This window comes from Pseudoalteromonas holothuriae, from assembly GCF_945859825.1.
Classification (GTDB): Bacteria; Pseudomonadota; Gammaproteobacteria; order Enterobacterales; family Alteromonadaceae; genus Pseudoalteromonas; species Pseudoalteromonas holothuriae.
This window is the reverse complement of record NZ_CAMAPC010000002.1, coordinates 179,738-203,145: the sequence shown is the minus strand read 5'-3', so window position 1 is coordinate 203,145 and position 23,408 is coordinate 179,738. Positions and strand designations below refer to the sequence as shown.

Here is a 23,408-nt window from a genome sequence, read left to right as displayed (position 1 = left end):
GTACGCTGTCAGGTTGTCTCTCACCTCAACCTGACACCGGTGTCACTGCATTAACGCATGTTCATGACACCGGTGTCAACCTTTACTCTTAAATTTAGCTTAAAAAAACAAGATGACCAAATAATGAACAGCGATAAGTTTTTAGGTTTAGTCGTAGTGTAAAAGAGGTGTTTTGATAAAGTAGCTTTAATTTTAGACAGTTATAGACTTATAACTGTAAGGGTAAGTTTACTCTTACCAAAATGATAATATTAAGTATTAATATTTTACTCTGTGGTGAATTGTTGAGTGATCTTGCCCTCGTCTAGCTTTACTGAATGAGGTGGGTAAATACGTGTGAACTGCTTAGAGTCTTTCGCTATCGTTACTTCAATACCGGGATGCATTAATTCATTAACCTTAACACGACAGGTGTGTAATAAACGTGCCAGCTTTTGTTGTACTATTTTTAAATTATGCTGGTTACGCTTATAGTGCATGTTAAGTTGCTTTTCACTGGCTTCAATTTTTTTCAAAAATGCATCACGCTGAGTAGACTGTGGTGATTTAGTCGCTTTCATTTTAGCTCTTGTCAGTTCTACGACTTTATCACTTAAGCGCTTTTCAAAACTTTTAAATTCTTGTTGCTTTTGCTTTAATTCATGAAAATTTTGCGCAATGGCAATGCGTGTACGCGTACCTGATGGAGCGCCTAGCTCTCCAGTTTCAATACGCAGTGCATTAAGTACCTTGCCACCAATTAATTTACCCCGCGGATTATCACTTTTCCCGACACGAATTAAACGCCCTGCTGATAAATCGCAATGCAGCGCTTGACGCTCTACAAATATGTCTTGTTCTGTTTCAATATGGCTGTATTGGGCATAGCCCAAAGACACTGTACGTACCGCTTTAACGCTACATGAAAATGCATCGTTATCTGCTCGTTTTCGACCAATTGCACCTTGCAAAATAGTCACTGTTCCCGCACTTTCAATAAATGCGCATTCAACAAAGCCAATTACTGTCACATCCCCTGTCGCTTTAATACGCATCCCTTCTTTAACATCACCACTGACAATCACACTACCATCAAACTCAATGTGACCAGTACTGACACCGACATCGCCGTAGCACAATACATCATCTACGCGCATGCCTCTGGGCACTGCCACTGGTACACCCTTCGCATCTGCGACTAGAATATTGGCATCGTTTGGGTCGAGCTTAGTACCCTCAAGCACCTGCATCTCAAAATCACGACCAGGTTTTGGTTCTAATACGTCACCAAACACGGTGTAACCAGTCTCCCCTTTTGTTGGCGGAATACGTTTCATAAGCGGGGCACCAGGCTTAACGGTAATAATGGCGCCTAAATCACGCATATCAACCTTGCCACCTTCTTTGGCTTGTGGGCTAAGCACCCTGTCCTGTGCAGTCATGCACATGCGCACAAATTTGGCATCATTGCCATTTTTAGCACGTCTCCCATGTGCAACAATGCCACTATAAACTTCACCCGCTGGCTGATCGAATTGCTGTCCTAAGAATTGCTCTAACACCACTTTGTTAATGCCGTGTTTTACACCCGCATCTTTTAATGCTTTTTGCGCTATATCCATAGACACAATATTACCACCACGGGCAGTCACTATTGAGGCTGTTGCAATCATATTGTTTTCATCAACTTTGATAGAAATTTCACCGCTGATAGCCATAGCAATAACAAGCGCTTCGTTATCGGCATCTTTACTGGTAAACAATTTACCTATATTTGCATGGATAATATCAAAGTCGGCATATTCAGATTGCTCAAGTAATTCAACTAACTGCGAAGCGCTAGCTGGAAAACCCGACTCTGCTGGATGAGACAGTAGGTATACTGCTCCCATATCTTTATCAAAACGAAACAACGACATCTTTTAATTCCTACAAAAACAAATCCATTTTGTTATTGACAACGTGACGTCAACTATTTGAGCACAACGCTAGACAGATGTTAAGCACTATATCACCATACTAGCATACAAAATATAAACGATTGTAAATGCAATTTGTACAATAATCCCCCAAGCAACTCATATATAAAAACTTTCTAAAAAAGGCGCTTGAGTAATTACCTACTAACACGCTATACTGGCGCCACTTCACTGAATAACATATTCAGGGGCTGATTAGGATTCGACGGGATTCATGAAGCCTAAGGTGCATGTCGAGGTGCGGCTGGCCTCGTAAAAAAGCCGTATTTAAAGTAATCGCAAACGACGATAACTACTCTCTAGCGGCTTAATAGCCCGCTAGCACTCCTCCAAGAAATGCTTATGGTTCTGGTTCTGGAGTGTCACCCTACATAAGATCGCTACGGAAACCCTGGCCGGGGTTGAAGGGCTAAAACTAAGCGGCCTCGCCTTTACTTATCGTGTTCGTCCGAGATTTAAAGGTTAACTAATAGACGATACTAAACATGTAGTACCGAAGGTAGACGCTTTCCGGACGGGGGTTCAAATCCCCCCAGCTCCACCACTTTAAAGTGTTATAAAAAAGCCTGTTAGAGAGTAATCTTTAACAGGCTTTTTTGTGTCTATTTTTCAATATACAAGTAAGTTATGCAGCAATGAATCTGACCCCTTTTTTACTTCTTGTTTTTAAATTGTACTTTTTAGGTTCTCGTGTAGCTTGTTTAACATATCTACAACTGACTCAAAATCATCATCAACAGATATAGACGGGTTATATATACCTTGCTCTTGTTGCTCTGAAATAACCGTTTGTACTTTTGGTTGTAGTTTTTCCAATGCTGATATTGTTTTTGATATTTCTTTTAACTGTTCCATTAAATCAATTTTAGCTTCGTCTTGAGGATCACATTCGACGGGGCTTTGAAATACCACCACTTCGCTATTATTGAAATCATTAGAGCGATTAATAAAGTTTAATTTAATATCTTCTTCATCCATTTTAATTACCTATCTTGATTTTATAAAAGTGCAGCCAATTGTTTATCATCTGGTAATATTTCAAGTTTTCCACCAGCTCCCCCCGACTTCAAAGTAAGTTTAAACTTACTTTTCCTTCTTACAGCTAACGTTCATATGAAGCGACTACGCAAGCTGTATTGTCACCATTAAGCAATATGATTTTAACTGGGTACCTTGCATCCATTTAAACTACCCGTATCGCAACTTATTTTAAAGCTAAGATTCTGTTTTTCTGTCACCCTGACTTTTATCAGGGTGACATTCAACAATATTATTTAATACAATTGCAATCAAAGTGCCTGTAATGAGTTTGACTGCGGACTGGCCACTTTTAATTTTACTTTAAAATCTGCAAATGTTGGGTAGCGTTCAAGCAAGTTAAAACTTAACATTTTACTCCAGCCAAGTATCACTGCAAAATAGTAGTCCGCCAATGAGGGCTGTTCACCAGTTAAGAATGTACTTTTAAGCAATCGCGATTCAACTAGTTCCAGTTGTTTTAAGATTAATTCTTCGGCATTGGCTTTAACAATATCTGAATCATTTGATATGCGCTCAGAGTGTATAACCTTATCAAAGTTTCCGTGTAAGCTTGCCGAGATAAAATCAAACCACTTTAATGCTTCCATTCCTTCTTCTGATGCTAAATCTGGCATTAAATTAGCGTCAGGAAACTTCTGTGATAAGTGAATAAGTATGGCTGCGCTTTGTGTCATTACCCTATCCCCTTCGACTAACACCGGCACTTTACCTGACGGGTTTAAAGCCAAAAATTCAGGCGACCTTTGTTCAGCGTTTAATAAATCTACGATACAAACTTGATGCTCAACATCAATCAACTCTAGTACAATCTTGACTACATTTGAGCAGCTAATTGGAAAATGATATAGGGTGTACATAACGTTCTATCCTTTAAAAGTAATTTATAACTGCAGTAACTGTACGATATATATAACAAAAATAAATTAGTAATGTTTGCAGTTTAGGTGTGCAATAATGCACACATGAACATGGAAGACGATTATCAATACATTTTAGCGTTAAGCGACACGGGCAGTTTATCGGCAGCTGCACGCCGCTTAAATGTCAACCACACTACGGTTGCGCGGCGCATTCAAGCATTTGAAGAACGATTCAAGGTTAAACTGTTTGAGCGTATTCCAAAAGGGTATCAGTTAACAGCCGCTGGAATGAGTGTTTTACCTGATATCAACTCGTTAAAAGAGCAACAGCTTAATATTGAACGCAAGCTAGCAGGTCGAGATAAACAGCTTAGTGGCGAGGTTAACTTGGCGCTAACGCCTGAGTTGGCTAATAATTTTGTGGTGCCCGCATTAAACAAATTTAACCTTCAATACCCTAATATCCAAATTAACTTGCTCATGGGTTCTCAGCACAAAGACTTATATGCCAGAGAGGCTGATATAGCGCTTAGGTTTACACCAGCCCCCACCCAAGGTGATTTAGTTGGACAAATGCTATTTCCTTCGCATTGGGGGGTTTATGCCAGTGCGACATATTTACAGCAGTTACCCCAAGAGCACAGGCTACTATTATGGCAATTAGAGTTTGACCCCAACTGGCACTCAAACTATTTTCCATCATCCAAAGTGGTTGCAAAGTTTGATCAACTAGGCCCACTTTTTACTGCCGTAAGAAGTGGTCTGGGTTTAGCAAAATTACCTTGTGGCTTAGTTGATAACGATAACTCGCCACCCCTTTATCGATTAGACGTTCCACTCAAGCCTTCTACTTGGAACCTATGGCTGCTTTATCATTCAGATCTAAAATCAGCAGCTAAAGTATCAGCCGTTAAGGTTTTTTTAATAGAGCATTTAAAAGGTTATGCAGACGTCTTCTCTGGCCAGCGCTCACATTATTGGCACAGTCCGATTAATAAAGAGTTGTGTAGCCTTTAATAAAATTCAGTAAATTTCGACAAGATCATAACGTGCGTTAGGATGATAAACTGGCAACCTTTGCTCTCAAACAATACATAATAAGTGCAGATTTTGTATTACAATATTGATCATACTAACGAGCTCAATGACTCATGTAGAATAACGACATACCGAAACTTTTGTCTGGTTACTTAGCCATTTATTTAATGCAATTGGTTTTAATGTAAGAGCACCAGATACTTCATTAGATTTCTAAATTAAGTTACGAGTTGTTCGCTATCACAGCTCAAATATAAAATCTGACAGATCTCCACCCAAAGTAAAAGGCATCATATTTTGTTCCTCAGTTGCTTTTATACGCCATTTTAGCTGCGTCTTCATCACTTTTACGGTTTACATTCTGTAATAAAAGCCTCTATCTCAGATATTTCTGCTTGTATTTCTGCAGCATGATCTAACATTGCTAATTTCAAGTTCTTGATTCAATAACCCCAGCCCACACAAGTAAAGGTTTACTTTAATGCGCAATACCCAGCCGTGCTCTTACACTCTTTAAACTATGCTTGGCGTTAACGTCACATCCGTTAATTTTCTCAAGCACGACTGCGAGTTTATCTTGTAACCCTTGTATATCTTGCCAATCAGAAAAAGTACGCTTTACCAGTTCAGCTTCTTGTGCTGAGCAAGCGGTAATAAAGTTATAGGGAAACCATTGCAGTTTATCATCAGCAATACGCTTGCTGATCTTAGCTTTATTTTGCTTAATGTAGCTTGCCACAAAAGCACGATGCTTTGGCATAAAAGCAGGGTATTGAAATCGGTAGTCAATTTTATGGCCTTGTGTGACATCACTGAGTAGCCACTCATAAAAATCGTTAACTTGCTGTTGTGAATTTACATAACCTAAAGCGTTCAACAGGTCTTCTTTTAAATGATTTTCGCTATGTTTAAAGCGATCGAGTAAAGATTGATAACTGGGCTTATCAGCGTTTGCAACGACTACACGTAACACTGCTAACCTATTATTTAAGTGAGTGAGTTCAGTGTTTGAAAAGGCTTGCTTTGCCGCTGTGATGGCAGTGTTTGAGTGTAAATAAACACCATATAACTCAAGCCAAATACTGCCATTGTTCATTTCAAGTATCTTGTCCCAATCTATTATCTTGGGCAGTTTTGAAGTCAAATAACGGATATATTGTTTACTCAATGAATCAGGAATTAGCTCTACAAAGCTATCCTGAATGGTTGCAAGTGCGCTGCTCACTTGTGCACTGTCATGAGGTAGTGTATTTACAATATCAATAAGCTCGTCTATGTATGCCATGTGATCAAGCTTGCTTGCTTTGGCCAATGCACTTTGATTATTCATATGCGCCGCTTTTTCAGCATCAGTGAGTAAATGAATAGGGAAAAAACCATTGCCAGTTTTATCAATATATCTAAAGTAACCAATACCAAGTTTATCAATAAATAACTGTGCGGTGTGTGGCACATTTTTTAATGATTGGCTTTGGTGATCTAATACCAATGACTGAGTCGTCAACTTTTTATCATCCCAAATCTTTATTGTTATCGGAATCGTCCATTTTTTATCTGTTCCCTCAAAAAAACTGTTTTGATGAATAACCAGTTGCTCACCCTCTTTTGTTAGCGAAATGAGAGGGTAGCTTGATTGTTCTACAAAAGAATGCATGAATGGTGCAAAGTAACGCTCACTGGTGAAATGCTGAGTGAGTTGTTGCAAACTTGTATTTGCACCCGCCACTTGTTTAACGTAGCTACGCATGTATTTTTTAAATTTCAACTCACCAATAGCTTGCTCTGCCATTGCCAATATGGCACTTCCTTTAGTATATGCAAGTTGCCCTACTGCCTCATTATCGCCCCGATGCTTTACGCTTGCACGAAGCGCACGTGCATTATGGTTGTCATCAAAAAAAGCTGATGACTGAGGTGTATAAGTACATTGCATGCTATCTGGGTAAAAGTTTTGTATAACTTTGGCTGCAAAAAACTCCGCAAATGATTCATTCATCCAATAGTCGTTATACCAAGCCATAGTAATGTCATTGCCAAACCACATGTGTACCACTTCATGAGCTATCAACTTTCTAAATTTGCATATGTCATCACTACTGGCACCCAGCCTAGGAATTTGATCATTGTTAATTGCGATAAGACCTACGTTTTCCATGCCTGCTAAATCTTCTATTGGCGCTACCAAGAAATCTAACTTATCGTACGGCAATGGATATTGTAGGTAATCGCTCATATAACGTACGGCATTATTTACCAGCTCAGCCATATCGTTTGGCACAGACACCAGTTGCCCTTTTGGCGAATACACGGTAGAGCTGTACTGTGTGCTTTCTAATAATTCGGCATTAAACTCTCCCACTGCCAATACAAGTACATCCGTGTAGATTTTTTTGCTGGGCGCAAAACGTATAAGTTTACGCTCACCTTGAATAAGCGTAGAAACCACACGAGTGTTGTGCAACGCTTCTAAGTTCTTGGGAATATCAACACTAAATTCAAACACCGTTTTTTTATCTGGTGCATCAAAGCTAGGAAAAACCCGTCTCGCTTCCATTTCTTGAAACTGCGACATAATATAAGCTGTGCCTTGATTTGCTTTTTTAAGAAACAGCCCTGCAACTTGCTCTGAAAATATTCCCTCGAATTGTATTTTAAGCTCAGCGGGCCCTTTGATTGACTCTGGTAACTGATGAGTGACAATATCAAACTCATCGGGCGAAGCTACATCTAAGGCGAAGGCGTTCCCCTTATGCGTTAATACAACAGAGTTAATTGTCAATGTTCTTGCATGATAAGACACTAGTTGAGTATTTCGCAAAAATGAGAGTTTTAGCGTTGTTTCACCACTAAATGTGGTTTTTGTAGGAGAAAGCTTTAACGCCACACTTTGCCGCTCCAATATACTATCACTGGATAAACGGTGCGCTTGCACAGCATTTGAAAGCATCATCAGCATACCAAAAATGACAACCAACATATAGCTTTTCATAAGTTTTTCCTTTATAGTCAGTGCTTTATTAATTATTGTTAGCGTGCTTATTCTACGCAAATTAAAAATTATTACGATACCATATAAAAAATTAGGAATAATGTGCAATCAAACTTAACGCCTGAAAATAAAGGAGCCAACTTTTCATGTCATTAATTCAGTATTTCATACACTAACAAGCAAACTGCTTCGTTTTGCCTTCCTTGGCACACATTCACTTTTTAAGGCGATGATTTTTCCATGCAACATTTATTCAGGCCATTATAAATGCTCGCCAAAATGCTGTTGAAAAAGTGCATACATATTACGTTTTCGTTTAGTGCTTTTGGCCAGCTCTGAGATCCGCACATAATAATCACGGAGTAATTTAGGATGATGCTTTTGTAGTTGCTGTGCTTGTTGTTTTAATAAGTCTATAGCCTGTTGATAGGCAGTATTATTGGCCTGCTCAATGGTTGTCATTGCAACCTTTAAATAATAGTCTATTGAGTGTGTTGGCATATTTGTAATAAGGCTATTGGCAAGTTGTACTAGTAAACCCGGCTGTGCACAATGCTCACTTTAATTGCTAATTCACAAGCAATTAAATCATTTTTACTGGCACCTGAACGTGCTTTTTCAAGCCAATACTCTGTATCAAGCAACTCTTTATGTTCAAAACATACCTTGGCTATAGTTAAAAAATCACGTGGCTCTTTGGCTATCCATGCTTGTAGCTTAACAAGCTCTTGCCAATTTTTAGCATGAGTTATCAAAGGACCAGCTAACCTTTTTAGCATCCAGTTCGGCTTGCTTGGCTTTACCAACTCAGTTTCTATTGCTTGTTGGCACAAAGCTAAAAATGTGGGGTTATGTTTTATCTCATCTTTAAAATCGTCTTCAATTGACGGAAATACATCAAACTTAAACTCAGTAAAATGCTCAAATAACCACTTTGCTTTTGTTGTTCAGACCAGTCAAGTTTCGCAAATACCATATATCCTTAACTGACATAGCTTTAGTGATCATGCTCTTGAGTGTTCTAAACGACACGGCTTTACTAAGCTTTGCTCTATTTAGCCAGCTTTGCCATTGCTCTGGGCTTTGTGCCAAACAATCTAATAACAATGCGATTAACTCTGGCTGGTTTTTATCTGCTAACAACTGTTCAATTTGTTGCCGCTCAGGGTCTATGTCTGTCACCTTGTGATAATCATGCGTTAACGCTGCTAATGCTGTTGCCACTATATGTTTGCACATAGGCTGTTTTTGTGCCGCAGGGCAAGTACAGCTTCACCACTGTAATCAAGCAAAGTGGCACTCTACACGATACTAACAGCTACCCTGTGCATGTAAAACGTTGTGTGATGTAGTTAAATTTAAAACAACATTAGCTTGGAGCAAGGATTGACCTTTAGCAATGGTCGTATCGCCACATTGTAGGGCAATTTCTTTTTCATCAAATAGGTACTTCATTAAAAACTATCAACTAACTAGAAAATTAAAGTAACTATTACACAGTATGAATCAAGTTTATAGACCCTTGATCAGGTCATTATGCTTTGCTAATTCAAGTACTGTTTTAGCAGGAATGCCAAAAGCAAGTACTTTACTATTCTCAGACCAGTACTTTCTGCTTAATGCTTCTTGTACCGACTCGTACCGCTGAGGCTGAGCTAAGTCATTAAAACTGGCAATCATTGATGATATTCCTGTAACACAACCATGTTTTACATCATACATAGCCCCCCCTGAAAACCCACCCTGCATATTTCGGTGCAATAACACAAAATTTACCGGTTCATCCAGCATGCCATTTGGTGCAGTGCCATTTTTTGCCGCCTTTTTGTTAAATCGCTCGGTCATTCTTGGCCTATCTGAAATACCCGAAATTGTACCAGACGCAACGGTTAAACTAGCGGAGCTTGATAGCATAGTCATTATCACTTTATCACCCAACTGTTGACTATCACACCAATTAGGTACACTACTTTCGGGCAGCCCGGGCTGACTCAATTTAATATATGCCACATCCTTATCAGGCAAGCGCATCACTAATTGTGCAGTCAAAGGCTTGGACAATTTACCCAATGCACCTATCTGTACATTAACTTGTTGTCCAACAGCTAAGTTTTGTACCACATGATCTGCCGTTGCAATTAAACGCTCCGTTATAGGCACGCCCATACCACTTACTTTTGTTGAATTATTTAGTTGATAGCTAATCCTTACTTGATGCGAGGTGACTTTTTGCTCTTTGTAATCATGTAATACATTTGAGTTATTTAGATATGCAATAGCCAGTTCCTTACCCTGATATATTCTGCTGCTACCGCAAGAAGACAGCACAATCACCATACTCAATACAAACCATTGAATGGCATTTTTTTGCAAAAATGCTGAATTAAAGTTCAGCAATGCTGCTACTTTTTGTGCTGCATAGGTCATTTTTTCATTCCATGTTAACCAGAATAAGATTATTAACAGTGACCCAATATCCATCACTGCCTTAGATGCCTTTAAATATGACACAGAATACAAAAAATTAACATAGTTAATTACACAAAACAGGTCCATTTGTATTTTTTTTGTTAAATAGACACAGAATATAAACAAACAACTTCCATGCTAGAGTATGTTTTCACCTCATTCTTTTTATTAATAACCCCGGTTATTTACCTCAATATCAGGGCAAGACAGTAAATATATTTTGAGCAGCGTTAAGTAAATTTGACTCACCTTGTATGCTATGATTTTGTACACTCTTTTTGAGCACGTTTCAGTTTATTGAAGCCCTCAACACACACTTCAGCAATCTCAAAAGCAATACCTCACTTAATGACCTGGTGTTTGTCTCTGTGTGCTGTAATAGCTTGCTGCTCTAAAACAACTGGCATTAAATATATTGAAGCAGGAACTGTCTAAACTCAGTATTCCCAAGAAACAGAAAAGGTACGGATAAAAACGCAGCACTTGGCAGAGCAACTCACTGCTGGCTTAAAAAGTAAGTAAAAAACATTCATACGGTTGTCCTGACGTTAATATGGTATTCCTGTTATCTTTCCTCACAACTTACCATCACTATTGTTAAAAGCACTACTTAAATTTAAGTAAATTAATCAAAAAGTTATGTATATTAAAAAACTATTTTTAAACATTTATAGGTTTTTTGTAAGACTAAAATAGTGGCCTAGTTGCATGGTGACAGCGTCAATCAAACAAGAGGAATAACCATGCAATACCGTAATTTGCTTTTCCCCCTATCCATACCATCACTGCTGAGCAGTGTAATACTAAGCCACACTAATGCAGTCGCTGGTCAAAAAATAACTGCCGCATACATAGAGCCCCCTATGATTGCTATTCCTGCTGGAGATTTTTACATGGGCAGTGACCGTGGCCAAGATAACGAAAAACCAGCACATAAAGTCTTAATGCCCGCTTTTCAAATGGCTAAGTATGAAGTCACTATCGCCGAGTTTAGAAAGTTTATTGAAGCCACCCACTATCAAGCGCCACAAGAGTGTACACATCGTATCGGCGATAAGTGGTTTGGCAGCGGTAAAAGTGACGGTAGCTGGGATAACAACATTTACGCACATAGCGAATTCCACCCTGTTGTTTGTATCACCAGAAAAGACGCTATTGCTTATGCAAAATGGTTATCACAACAGTCGGGAAAACAATATCGTTTACCCACTGAAGCTGAATGGGAGTATGCACTAAGAGGAGGAACCTATACCCGCTATTTTTATGGCGACGAGCCCCTCAGTGGCAAGTCATGCGAGTATGCTAATTTATCAGACGTATATGCGTTACATGAGTCACCCAAACAATATGATGCTTCTTACAAAAGTGGTTACACCATAGAACCTTGTAATGATCATGAACTTACTACATCCGTGGTAGGGCTATATAAAGCCAACCCCTTTGGTATACACGATATGATAGGTAATGTAGTTGAGCGCTTGGCTGATTGCTATCAAAACAGTTACCACGATGCGCCTACTGATGGCAGTGCTGTTACCAAAGAACAATGTGATACCTATGTAGCAAGAGGGGGGAGTTGGCATTGGGAAGCACACAGAAGCAGCCAACGCATGCCAATTGGCGATAACTTTGTGGCCGCGCTAGAAGGCTTTCGTTTGGTACAAGATACACAAGGACAAGCGTTGCCTAATCAACAAGGTAATCAAACTTTTGTTAAGCTACTTACCCATGCTCAGGAACACGCCAAAAAAGATTGGCGTAAAACAAATATTCAATACCCCACCACACCTAAAGGGCTGGAAGTTGTTTCATCATCTCATGAAGCTGTTACCCTCCAATGGCAATACCCCATTACAAACCAAAAAGTTAGCTTCAACGTATATAGGCAAGATCCAATAACGCTCACACAACAACATATCGCCAGCAATCTTAAACAACCGACTTTCACAGACCCCAAGCCGCTTGAACGTAACATGCGCTACGCAGTTTCTGCGATATTAAGTAATACTGAAAGCATAGCGAGCGACTTCGTTGATAGCGGCATAAGCACAATACATCAGTTACCGGCAAAAATCGAAGGTGAAGCTTTTTCATCTGCACCCAATATACAAGTAAGTTTAAGCGGCTGGGAAGAAAAAGACGATCGAGTGTTTGCAGCGCTTAGCAAACACAGCGCACATTATACCGTTAACGTGCCCACATCAAATATGTATAAGCTTCAAGCACGCGTATTTCATCCTGGTAGCACACAACACCTTGAATTTTGGTTAGGTGACAAACTATTAACAAAGGCAGAACTCACAGGGGAGCGCAGTTGGCAAACCATAGACAACATATTTATTGACTTACCTAAAGGACAACATCAATTGTCAGTCAAGGGTCAGGCACCTCTGATGGCACTTAATTGGTTTATCATAAGTACACTTTAACCTGTTGCTACACATACAATTTAAGGCGATTCTGGGTAGGGATTAACTATAATTCCTACCTTTTCTAAATGCAGCTGATGCTTCGCCACCCACCAAGAAGACGCTGTATTATTAATAAACCGCTTACACAACATTACCAAGGCTGGATTCTCATCATTTTTGTTTAATTCTAGCAACATCAAAGCCATATCAAGTCCAATCCAATCTATGCCTTGAGTACGAGCCAAATTAAATGCATTTTCAGCATGTTGAATAGCCAATTCAGTTTGCTGATTTGCCACATATATCTGCGCCAATAAAAATGATTGACGAGCTGGCTCCCCGACTTTATTAGCTATGCTTTTCGCTAACGCCCAATCTTTATCCTCAATGGCATAATGAATTCGTTGCTCGCTAACACTGGTGAAAACCCAAAAATTATTAGGGGTGACCGGACGACTTAATACACGGTTATAATATGTAATTTTATCGGCTTTTTGCTCAGCAAATAATGCCCAGTGGTAGTCAGTTAGCATTTTATGAGATGCATCTAACTGGTAATCATTAATCAGTGTTTCAGCCTGTCTTAAATACTCGTATTTTTCTTTATTTAACTTTAGCTTAGACGCTCTAATTGACAACAAAGTATAGGCGCGCACCTCTTGCGTTGGCCGATTTGCTATACGAGCTTGACTTGCTGATCGAAACAAATAGTTTTGTATCTGTGCAAAGTCTTTTTCAATCGCTATCACTTCAGCTTGAGATTTACTCACCTCGCTTTGCATCGCTAGCAAACCTATTTGGTCCAACTGTTGCTGTGCCTGCTCTAGCTGCTGTAAAGCTAACCCATGTTGCTCTAATTTAAATAGTAATTCACCCTTAAGCCAATATGCATAAGCGATATAAGCTGGTTGAGAGAGGCGTTGAGCAAGCACTTTAAGGTTAGCCACTTGCGCGTCAGCTGCATCATAATCTCCCTGCTCTATTTGCCTTGTAATTAATTGCTGTAACACCGCTAAATTATTAGGGAACTGACTGGCAAGCAACGCAAGCTCGGCACTTGCTGCAGCCTCAGAAGCAAGATTTAAATAATTGGAAGCTTGTAGTGGTTGTAACGCCTGATATACCTGTTGCCAAAGTGCGGGCAAAGAACTTGCCTGCACATACCCTCGCCATTGGCGACTTTGACCTTGTGCCAAATATTCTAATACGAGCTGTGGCGACTGCTGGGCGTTTGTCTGATAATCATAAATCAACCCAGAAAATAACACCTCGGCTTCGCCTTTTAGCCACTTTTTATATACAACATAAGGCGATGCAAAAAACTGCCAAACACCAATTAATGGCCTGTTCGCCTCTAGATAGGCCTTATTTACAGGTAAAATATGCTGCGCTAAGTTTGCGTTCAAAGCATCAAGCTCTCGCTTTGGTATAGTATCACTGCGACTTGAAAAAGGCATCGAACGCCAATTGACAAACGACTGAGCTGTATTCGGTATCTGTTGCTTACCTACCAATGCATCATTAAACCAAATACCACTAACCACAAGTGCTAAACATGCAACTAGCGAGTATAAAATACGCCTGAAAAGTGTATGTTTTTTATTGCTACCATTGGGTGCTTTATTACTTAGTTCAACACTGGTCAATAACTGCCATTGATAACCGCGCTTGGGGAAAGTTTTAATCGAACCTTCGCCCAAAATAGCGCGCAATTGGCTAATAGTTTGAAACACCACTTGCTCGGTCATTATTTTACGAGGCCAAACATGATTAAAAATGTCATCTTTACTGAGTAATTTAGAAGGGTTATCTAAAAATAAAGCCAAGAGTTTTGCTTGGTTAGCACTGAGCACAACAACTTGGTTATCCTGATATAAAATCTGATGTTGCGTATCAAAGCAAAAGTTTGAGAAATAAAGCATTTAAAATACAATTAAAGCAAAAGAGTGAATAGTTTAGCCTGTTAAGTCATGGTTTAAAACCACACTGTCACTCTAAGGCTCGTTATCGCTTTCTGTCTTTGCATAGACAGCACATCTTTGATTTAACTTTGAGAGAAATATTTTCAAGGCTAGATGACTTAAACAGACAAAACCCAAACTGTAATCAATACGTTTAATAAGCAAATTGTCTCTATCGTTCAGCAATTAAGGGTTTTTAGGGCATAAAGCACTCTGCTTACAATCACTTAATACACGTTCACTGATTGAAAAGGTGAAACAAACTACACACTGCTATTGAAGCCTATTTCACCAGCGGAATGCAGTTAATTAACTGCTATGGGAACGAGAACTTGGCAATACGCTCCGCTATATCTGAAGCAGAACGTTAATTTATATATTTTAGGCGCTACGCAGACTGTCTTTGCTCTATAGATTCGGACTGTTCAATAAACGAAAGAAAGTTAGGCTGGCCAAACAGCATCATGATATCTAATAGCTGGCATGCTGTGAGTTCAGTTTTCCCCGACTCCCAATTAGAAATAGTTGCCTGATCAACCGGAGTGACCAAACTCTTACCCAATTGGGCTTGCGTTAGTTTCATCTCCCGTCGCAACTTGCGGATTGTAGCGGGTATATATTGCCTTGCAGCCATTGTTTGCGCTTTGCGCATGCTTTCATTTCTTCGTATCGTATTCATTACATATCCGTATCTGGTAATGGTTAGCGTTTTTATCGCTGAAAATGCGCTTGCCTAGATGGCAAAAATTAAAACGCTTCACGGCCCTATCTCAGTGAAAATGCGAAAATAAATACCTAATTCATCGCGTTCACAACCCCTTAAATACCACAAATAGACAAGTCGAATTAATTCATGTAGCCTATCTGGGTCAACTGGTAAAATAATTGATCGGATTGGGTCATATGTCAAATACTTTTGCAACAAGATTAAAACAATTACGGATCTCGGTGGATGAATCGCAAATTAACTTTGCGGAAATGTTAGAAATACCGGTACCATCTTATCGTAAGTATGAAAAAGGCGAGCGTGAGCCCACACTTTCGGTTATCAGTAAGTTTTTTGAACATCCTAAAACAAAAGCATATGCACACTGGTTAATAACGGGTGATAATCACCCCAATGCGACCACAAGCACCCTAAGCGGTGAAGGTCAATATACACCTCAATTATCAGAAGAAGAGTTTGAACAGCAATTTGTTAGCAAGGCAAAGGAAACCCTTTTGTTCCTATGTCACTTGGGCTGGTTTAAATCAACTAAGACAGCTAATTTTGAAACAAGCGGCCAATTATTGCTAAGAGATTTAAAACCCATGTTAACCAATTCGTTTAGGAAAGAGAAAAGAGCTTGATTATTAATGATTCATGTATTTTATAAAAATGTAATGGATAAAGTTTAGTCTGATGTATACAGCGATTGGTTCATGCACCTTTCCCAATTGTATTAAATAAATGACCACATATTGCGACAGAAAAGTGGCTTAGTAACAAGGCAAAAAATATTCGCAGCATTTTGCAAAGCCTAATGCTGCGTTACATTGTCTGTTACCTAATAACAAACAATCAAACGATTAATACTTTCTGAATATTAAAACCCCGGCTAATAACATTAAAGATGCAAACAAAGACCCGCCGGAAGAGGCAGGTTTACTTGGCGCCGTTTCTGGCTCAGGCTCTGGTGCTATAACGTTATCAATCAAGGTATTCAATACAGGTGTTAACATTTGAGCAGAGGCTGGGTCGTCATCAATGACAGTAATGGCGTTTATAGTGATAAAGTTATTACCTGCAGGTTCGGTGCCTTCATCTGCACACTGTGCAGCAGTAAAGTCAACCAACGGCGTACTACCACACAACGGGATTTTAGAAATCTTATCAACAACTTCCATACCACTATCAATCACCTGACCAAACACACTAAAGCCACCATTTTGCACATCTAAATTTGCACTGTTATCGCTCAAGTTAAAGAACCATTGATTTGTAGCACTGTTTTGTTGACCGCTAAGTTTTGCCATCGCAATAGTGCCGCGCACATTTGATAACTCTGGCTCATTGGCAACAGGTGAATTAGTTGTTATCGCATTAAGCGGTATTTTACCATTGTAGTAAAATCCACCACCTTGGACTACAAAGTCTGTCTCTACACGGTGGATCACCGAGTTTTGATAACCCTCACTATTAACATAGCTTAAAAAATTTTCTACCGTTTTAGGGGTCGTTTCATCAAACAAGTTTACTTTGAAGGTACCTTGAGTGGTTTGAAATTCTACAATAGTGGCATGAGCAATTGTGCTGCTCAAAAGTGCAGTGGTCAGTGCCATACATGTGATGTTCATTTTTATTTTCATTTATACTTTCTACCTATAAAGCAGCTATGTTAACTTATTGTTTTATTAAATTGAGTTGTTGATTATAACTCAACAACTCAGTCACCTCGATAGGAAGTAACATTTGATAACATTTATTATCAGTATGATCACCGAGTTATTTGCATTATTAGGCTTCTTCATTATGTAAATTCCCACCTTGGTTTGAGCCGCCTCTGACTACAATCCCATGTAATTTACAGCCAGACAGCTGAAAATATCCAGCTACCATTGACCATAAGCACCTATTTGCCCATGAATGCTCCCCTACATGCTTTATCATGCCGCGCAATTATTTAATAACTTAGGATAAATAGGTATGAGTCACTCTCCTGATATTTCCTCAGCAAATATGCCTACTGCAAATATAAGTAACTGGGCTAAACATGATATGCATTGGATACTGAGCTTATTCGGTACGGCAGTTGGTGCTGGCATTTTGTTTTTGCCTATTAATATTGGCATTGGGGGGATTACTTTATCTTATGTCACATGGGCAAATACCAGTTGTCGACTCTCCCAGTTCAGGCGAACTTACGTCGCATAGTTACTCTATGCAAGCCAGATGATAACGTAGAAAAAATGCCCGAATGGCGCTGCCCAAAGACTTCAACCAAAGGATTCCACTACTTTGTCATTCGCAACTGACATAGACTATTATGCTACATTGCTCATTTCGCGTAATGAAAGCCTTTAATCTGAACAAAATTCATACCTCAAAGATCCATAGCTCTAGTCGAAACACTCTATGTCTAGAGCTTAAAACGCCCTACCAAAGCTTGCAAACGATGGTACTCTAACTCAACTTCATCACAACATCCTGATGCAGTTTGGATACTTTCGCTGTTATGTCCAGCTAAATCACTAATACTTGATACTTGATGTGCCATATCTTTGGCTACCGAACTTTGCTCCGATGTTGACGTTGCTACCTCAGAGTTATAGCTCTCAATCGCTAACACTTGCTCATTAATATGTTCAAACGAACGCGTTACATGCTCAGTTGTGCTAAACGTTTGATCAACACTCGATAATGCTCTTTGCATTGAACTCACTGTTTTCTTTGACCCCCCTTGCAACGCCTCAATAATATTGTGAATTTCAGTTGTGGAGTCTTGAGTTTTTTGCGCCAAGGCACGAACTTCATCAGCTACTACAGCAAAGCCACGACCTTGTTCACCCGCACGCGCAGCCTCAATAGCAGCGTTAAGAGCTAGCAAATTAGTTTGTTCTGCAATGCCCTTAATTACCTCCAGTACTGAGCCTATATCAGCGCTATCCTGCGCCACTTTATCAACCTCGTTCGATGTGGCTGTAATAATGTTTTTAAGCTGATTATTATTTTTTACATTCTCTTCAACATTCGCTTTACCCTGAGCAACTTGTTCAACAGCAGTGTGTGTTGCACTATTAGAATTCTCAGCCGATTGCGCTAAGGACTCAGATGAGTGAGCCATCTGCTCAATCGCCGCTGATAACTGTAAAGTCATGCTTGATTGCTCAGAAGATTGACTGGCAACCCGATTAAAGTTTTTGCGTAATGCCGTCACTGAGCGGTCTAAATTGGTAGATGAGTCTGCCACTTCACACATTGCCTCGTTAATGCTTTTCATCATTACATTTAACGAATGGCCCACTTGCGCAATTTCATCATTATCGGCTTTATTAAAGCGTAAATTGGCCCGCTGCGATAAATCTAGCGTATTTGCAACTTGCATCACAAAGTCATTAATCGCTAATACTGGTTTTGCAAGGTAGCCCCCTAAAAACCATGCTATAACGAGCCCAATCAATATCAAAACAACACTTAATGCAACCGCAGCACTGAGCATGGTGCCAATTAATTTGTCGCTGTCTGCAAACCCTTCACGGGTACTAATTTCGCTGACAATGGCCCACTGTAACCCCAGCAACTCGATGGGTGCGTACGCTGAAACTACGGCGTCATTTAAATAGTTATTACCTTGTAAAAAGCCAACCTCCCCAAGCAATGCTTTTTCTACCGCCGTGGTGGCAACCGCAGCCAGCCCTAACGTAGAGTCTTTGGCATCAATTTGGCTAATGACTTTGTTAGGTACACCTTGCTGCTCAAGCATCGCCAAATACTGAGGTTTATTTTCTAAAAACAACCGACTTTGCGAGCGCATTAGGCGATCTTCACCGATTAAAAAAGTTTCGCCTGTGGCACCTAAACCGCGCTGCTGCCATTGCTGATCATAGTTCATTATGTTGTTTATATTATCTACTGGCGCTTGGAATATCAAAACACCTATTCGCTTATCTTGCTCAAAAATTGGCGTAGACAAAAATGCTGCTGGGGCTTCGTAAGAAGGTGTGTATGGTTTAAAGTCGATTAATGACACTTCACCCTTACCCGATTGCATGGCCGCCTTAAACGCCAGACCTATGCCAGAATCACTGTAAGGACCGCTTTGCAAAGATGTCGCAAAATCGAGCTCCTTAAATACAGAGTAAATTACATTCGCACTTTGTGCATCAACAATAAAAATGTCATAGTAACCAAATGCTTCTAACAATTGCTTGTAAGAAGCATGATACTTGATGTGTGCCTGTGCATAATCGGAGCCATCTTGGGCATCAAATAACTCACTTTTACTACCGAGAGGGTGGCGGTTGTTCGCAATATAAGTGTATTGCATTGCCCGAGCATTGGGCGATAATTCAGTAAGTAGTTGTTGAGTATCAATGTTTTTATTATCATTTAGAGCACGGTAGGTTGCACCAAACTGTTGTTGGTAGAACTCACCCAGTGCTGAATCTATTTGCGACCCAGCGGTATGTGAAAACTGCTTTTGATACTGCACAAACCCGTCTTGAAACGCATTTGTGGCACGAATCGTCATAATGGAAGATGCCAGTGTTTTAAGCTGCTGTTGCATCATGTCAAAATAATCTGTTACTTGCTCTTTTTTCGCGTCTCTGGCACTCACCAAACGGTTCTGTAACTGCTCATGTAGTGCCATATGCGCTTCTGACTGCGCTAACACTGTTAGCAGCCCCGCCGATATAATCACCGCGGCTGCAACTATCGCTGCTACATTTAATACAATTTTACTTTTTATACGCACACTACCGTCCTTAATTTAATGCAAAAAACTCTACACACTATAAAATCTAGCGGAGATTATAAAAAAAGCACTTAATTTATACAGTTAGATTATGAACAACATAATACAAAGCACTTAGCTAATCGTGTTAGCATACATGTCAACAGCAACAATTTGCATGAACGGCTTTGGGTCTGTAACAGCTTGAAAGCCAAATTGCTCATACAACTGATGTGCATCTTTGGTAGCAAGCATAAATCGACGTAACCCTTGTAGCTCAGGATGTGATTGCACAGCTTCCATAAGTTGCTTACTTAAACCTTGGCCTCGATAGTCTGGCACTACAAACACATCTGCCAAATAACCAAAAGTGGCCCTATCGGTAATCACCCGAGCAAATGCTTGTAAACCAAGTTGCTTATCAATTACGGCAAAGTTAACACTGTTTTCAATGCCTTTATGTAAGGTTTCTTTGGGAATATGCTCAGCCCAATAGGAGTGGCTGATATGATAGTGAATAGTATCAAAATATTGCAGAATTTCAGACGTGTTGGAAGTAAGGTAATGCACAATTAGCTCCTTGCAATGGTATAGATTTGTAATCAAAACATACCACTGCTAAGAAGCTAAAACGAGTTAATTATTGCGCTTTTTACATACCTAGATATTCATAACTAGATTGTAAACCAAGTGGAATACCTAAACCCCAATAGGCAAGTAAAAATAAGCTCCACCCTATTAAAAAGGCAATTGAATAAGGAAGCATTATCGCAATTAAAGTACCAATCCCCGTGCCCTTAACATATTTTTGGCAGTACACCACCACTAAAGGAAAATATGGCATAAGTGGGGTAATAATGTTTGAGCTTGAATCACCTACCCGATAAGCCGCTTGGCTTAAATCTGGAGAGATCCCTAGCTGCATTAACATCGGCACAAAAATCGGTCCTAATAATGCCCATTTTGCCGAACTCGAACCAACAAATAAATTAACAAAAGCCGTTAAGAAAATAATGCCCACTACCGTAATACCACTAGGTAGAGCGAGTGATTTAAGCACCTCTGCACCTTCTATCGCCAACAAAGCACCTAAATTAGATTGACTAAATGCAGCAATGAATAACGCACAGAAAAACGCCATCACAATATAATATGCCATGCTACCCATTGATTTACTCATAGCATCAATCATATCTTTTGAAGACTTGAATGTGCCAACCATAAAGCCAAACACCATACCTGGTATCCAAAATAGCAGAAAAATCAAAGGCACAATTGACTGCATTAAAGGCGCGCTAAAATCAGTCAATGAGCCTGATGAGCTTCGCAGGGCTGAATCTTCACCACTGGCAGCATAAGCAAGCAAAGCAATGCCTGCTATCATTACACTCGAGGCCGCATAAAACGCTTTGCGTTCATTGCCGGTCACTTCATGAAACTCAGGTAAACTTTCGGTATCACCATCAACTGGCGTATTTTTCAAACGCGGTTCGATAATTTTATCTGTTATATACCAACCTAACAGAACGATAAATATACTAGAGGCCGATGTGAAAAACCAATTGTTCAATGGGTTGATAGACATTTGAGGGTCTATAATGTGTGCCGCACTTTGTGTAAAACTTTGTAGTAATGGGTCAATTCCCCCAGGAATAAAGTTTGCACTAAACCCGCCACTTACGCCCGCAAACGCTGCTGCAATACCTGCTAATGGATGACGCCCCATTGCATAGTAAATAACCCCTGCAATTGGAATAACAAGCACGTAGCCTGCATCGGTTGCAGTGTGGCTAACAATAGCGACCAAAATAATAGAAGGCGTAAGTAAAGATTGTGGCGTACGCTTGAGCATCAGCTTTAGCCCAGCATTAATATAGCCAGAATGCTCAGCAACACCAACACCTAACATGGCTACTAGCACCACCCCTAGTGGTGCAAAGCCTGTAAATGTTTTAACCATAGACGCTAAAAAGCCTGCTAATGCATCACCACTTAATAGGTTATGCACTACAATCGCTTGGCCTGTTCTTGGGTCTATTGACTCAAACTGAGTACTTGAAAAAATCCAAGACAATACCCAAATCAATAACATTGAAAATAGAAAAATCATCGCTGGGTCTGGTAATTTATTGCCTACCCGTTCGATAAAGTTTAAAAAACGAGCCACTGCGCCATTATTTACATCACTATTCGCTTGTGAGTCCATATTTGTTCCTTAGTAAAAAATTCAGCTAACTTTACCTTAAATCTAGCCATAACCGCAATAAATCAGTTGAACTGTATATACACTAATTTAACATAGTCGATTCAATACATCCTTCTCATTTGGTCTATGCTTATCTTTATGCCATGCTGAAGGAGATAACTATGATCAATATCGACGATAATGTAATCAAAGACATTAAAAGTGGCTTTAACCTCCCACCAAAGCCAGAGCTGTTAGAAAAGTTGCAAAGTGCAATTGATCAACCTGAACCTGAGCTAAATCATATTGCCCAGCTCATTGCTACAGACTTGTCTACCTCTGCAGCCGTTTTAAAAGTGATCAACTCGCCAACATATGGCATGTCGCGTACCGTTACTGACATTAAGCAAGCGGTGATGTTTTTAGGTTTAGATAGCATCACACAGCTCGTTACCAGCTGTTTATTGCAACAAGCATTCGACCAAACAACCTGCTGCATTAGCCTAGAGCGGTTTTGGGACACTTCAACTGAAATAGCGGCTGTATCAACATTAATTAGCAAAAGAATAAAATCTAAAGTGCCGTCAGAAAACTTACATATGCTTGGCTTATTTCATGATGCTGGTATTGTCGCTATGGCGGCAAAATACCCAGATTATGTGAATGTAATAAGCGAAGCAAACAACAATAGTTCACCTTTAATTGCCCTTGAAGGAAAAGCATATAATACTAATCATACAGTTGTAGGTTTTTATTTAGCCTCTAGCTGGCACTTACCCAAACCCATTTGCAAACTGATTTTACGCCATCACGATACCGAGTTTTTACAGGAGCAGCACGACCAAGAGTCACTACTAAGTTATGCAACGCTAAAAATGGCAGAAAACTTAGTACACTCTCAAAAGCGTTTTATTGCTACTCATGATTGGCCATATGTAAAAAATGATGTACTCAATGTGCTAGAAATTGATGAAGATGATTATCAAGACATTGTTGAAGATACCCAAGATTACTTTCAAGAGCGATTTGGTTAAATGACTGCCTTTGACTTTGTATGAAAC

At 39.7% G+C, this 23,408-nt stretch carries 17 protein-coding genes, 1 other RNA gene and 2 pseudogenes; 6 read left to right on the top strand and 14 right to left on the bottom strand.

The genetic code is table 11. The features are described from left to right. Window positions 1-266 precede the first annotated feature (266 nt). Window positions 267-1,898 (bottom strand): DUF342 domain-containing protein, encoded by a 1,632-nt coding sequence (locus tag OCI93_RS03215; protein WP_261593367.1) that lies wholly within the window; start codon window positions 1,896-1,898, stop codon window positions 267-269. Window positions 1,899-2,145: 247 nt separating this feature from the next. On the opposite strand from OCI93_RS03215, the gene ssrA reads away from it, so the two are divergent. Next, window positions 2,146-2,502, top strand: a transfer-messenger RNA (tmRNA) gene (ssrA, locus tag OCI93_RS03210). 122 nt (window positions 2,503-2,624) lie between these two features. On the opposite strand, the gene OCI93_RS03205 is transcribed toward ssrA, so the two are convergent. Both OCI93_RS03205 and OCI93_RS03200 read right to left on the bottom strand, forming a co-directional pair. Next, window positions 2,625-2,936, bottom strand: a complete 312-nt coding sequence (locus tag OCI93_RS03205; RefSeq protein WP_261625768.1) for a hypothetical protein — start codon at window positions 2,934-2,936, stop codon at window positions 2,625-2,627. Between the two features lie 311 nt (window positions 2,937-3,247). Continuing rightward, entirely contained in the window at window positions 3,248-3,856 is a 609-nt protein-coding gene (locus OCI93_RS03200; RefSeq protein ID WP_261625767.1) for a glutathione S-transferase family protein, read from the bottom strand. Between the two features lie 111 nt (window positions 3,857-3,967). Between OCI93_RS03200 and OCI93_RS03195 the strand changes: the two genes are divergently transcribed. Further along, entirely contained in the window at window positions 3,968-4,876 is a 909-nt protein-coding gene (locus OCI93_RS03195) for a LysR family transcriptional regulator (RefSeq protein WP_261593363.1), read from the top strand. A gap of 499 nt (window positions 4,877-5,375) precedes the next feature. Here OCI93_RS03195 and OCI93_RS03190 read toward each other — a convergent pair whose 3' ends face one another. The 5 genes and pseudogenes from OCI93_RS03190 to OCI93_RS03170 all read right to left on the bottom strand — a co-directional run bounded on the left by OCI93_RS03190 (window position 5,376) and on the right by OCI93_RS03170 (window position 10,313). Next, on the bottom strand, window positions 5,376-7,886 hold the full coding sequence (locus OCI93_RS03190; RefSeq protein WP_261625766.1) for a M1 family metallopeptidase: 2,511 nt from the start codon (window positions 7,884-7,886) through the stop codon (window positions 5,376-5,378). A gap of 261 nt (window positions 7,887-8,147) precedes the next feature. Next, entirely contained in the window at window positions 8,148-8,348 is a 201-nt protein-coding gene (locus OCI93_RS03185; protein ID WP_261625765.1) for a hypothetical protein, read from the bottom strand. 68 nt (window positions 8,349-8,416) lie between these two features. Continuing rightward, complete coding sequence (locus OCI93_RS03180) at window positions 8,417-8,665, bottom strand: hypothetical protein (protein WP_261593359.1); 249 nt, start codon at window positions 8,663-8,665, stop codon at window positions 8,417-8,419. 142 nt (window positions 8,666-8,807) lie between these two features. Further along, a pseudogene (locus OCI93_RS03175) lies at window positions 8,808-9,152 on the bottom strand (SWIM zinc finger family protein); the annotation flags it as partial. Window positions 9,153-9,398: 246 nt separating this feature from the next. Beyond that, window positions 9,399-10,313: a S1C family serine protease gene (locus tag OCI93_RS03170; protein ID WP_261593358.1), complete on the bottom strand. Its 915-nt coding sequence runs from the start codon at window positions 10,311-10,313 to the stop codon at window positions 9,399-9,401. A 785-nt stretch (window positions 10,314-11,098) separates the two neighbouring features. Here OCI93_RS03170 and OCI93_RS03165 point away from each other — a divergent pair. After that, window positions 11,099-12,784 carry an SUMF1/EgtB/PvdO family nonheme iron enzyme gene (locus OCI93_RS03165; protein ID WP_261625764.1) on the top strand — a complete coding sequence of 562 codons (1,686 nt, stop codon included), beginning with the start codon at window positions 11,099-11,101 and terminating at the stop codon, window positions 12,782-12,784. Between the two features lie 20 nt (window positions 12,785-12,804). Here the strand turns inward: OCI93_RS03165 and OCI93_RS03160 are convergent, their stop codons facing one another. Together OCI93_RS03160 and OCI93_RS03155 are read right to left on the bottom strand one after the other, a co-directional pair. Beyond that, a complete protein-coding gene (locus OCI93_RS03160) occupies window positions 12,805-14,688 on the bottom strand; it encodes a winged helix-turn-helix domain-containing protein (protein WP_261625763.1) in 1,884 nt (627 codons plus the stop codon). Window positions 14,689-15,115: 427 nt separating this feature from the next. Continuing rightward, complete coding sequence (locus OCI93_RS03155; RefSeq protein WP_261593355.1) at window positions 15,116-15,406, bottom strand: helix-turn-helix domain-containing protein; 291 nt, start codon at window positions 15,404-15,406, stop codon at window positions 15,116-15,118. 224 nt (window positions 15,407-15,630) lie between these two features. On the opposite strand from OCI93_RS03155, the gene OCI93_RS03150 reads away from it, so the two are divergent. Then, window positions 15,631-16,077: a helix-turn-helix domain-containing protein gene (locus OCI93_RS03150; protein WP_261593354.1), complete on the top strand. Its 447-nt coding sequence runs from the start codon at window positions 15,631-15,633 to the stop codon at window positions 16,075-16,077. 219 nt (window positions 16,078-16,296) lie between these two features. On the opposite strand, the gene OCI93_RS03145 is transcribed toward OCI93_RS03150, so the two are convergent. Next, complete coding sequence (locus OCI93_RS03145; protein ID WP_410007614.1) at window positions 16,297-17,070, bottom strand: peptidylprolyl isomerase; 774 nt, start codon at window positions 17,068-17,070, stop codon at window positions 16,297-16,299. 343 nt (window positions 17,071-17,413) lie between these two features. Here OCI93_RS03145 and OCI93_RS03140 point away from each other — a divergent pair. Next, window positions 17,414-17,566 (top strand): annotated as a pseudogene (locus tag OCI93_RS03140) (HAAAP family serine/threonine permease); the annotation flags it as partial. Between the two features lie 280 nt (window positions 17,567-17,846). Here OCI93_RS03140 and OCI93_RS03135 read toward each other — a convergent pair. The 3 genes from OCI93_RS03135 to OCI93_RS03125 form a co-directional block, all read right to left on the bottom strand. Beyond that, window positions 17,847-20,183 carry a methyl-accepting chemotaxis protein gene (locus OCI93_RS03135; protein ID WP_261625762.1) on the bottom strand — a complete coding sequence of 779 codons (2,337 nt, stop codon included), beginning with the start codon at window positions 20,181-20,183 and terminating at the stop codon, window positions 17,847-17,849. Window positions 20,184-20,297: 114 nt separating this feature from the next. Beyond that, window positions 20,298-20,732 (bottom strand): GNAT family N-acetyltransferase, encoded by a 435-nt coding sequence (locus OCI93_RS03130; protein ID WP_410007612.1) that lies wholly within the window; start codon window positions 20,730-20,732, stop codon window positions 20,298-20,300. Between the two features lie 82 nt (window positions 20,733-20,814). Continuing rightward, window positions 20,815-22,368 carry an AbgT family transporter gene (locus OCI93_RS03125; protein WP_261625761.1) on the bottom strand — a complete coding sequence of 518 codons (1,554 nt, stop codon included), beginning with the start codon at window positions 22,366-22,368 and terminating at the stop codon, window positions 20,815-20,817. Between the two features lie 161 nt (window positions 22,369-22,529). Here OCI93_RS03125 and OCI93_RS03120 point away from each other — a divergent pair, with 161 nt between their 5' ends. Then, a complete protein-coding gene (locus tag OCI93_RS03120; protein WP_261593349.1) occupies window positions 22,530-23,381 on the top strand; it encodes an HDOD domain-containing protein in 852 nt (283 codons plus the stop codon). Window positions 23,382-23,408 lie beyond the last annotated feature (27 nt).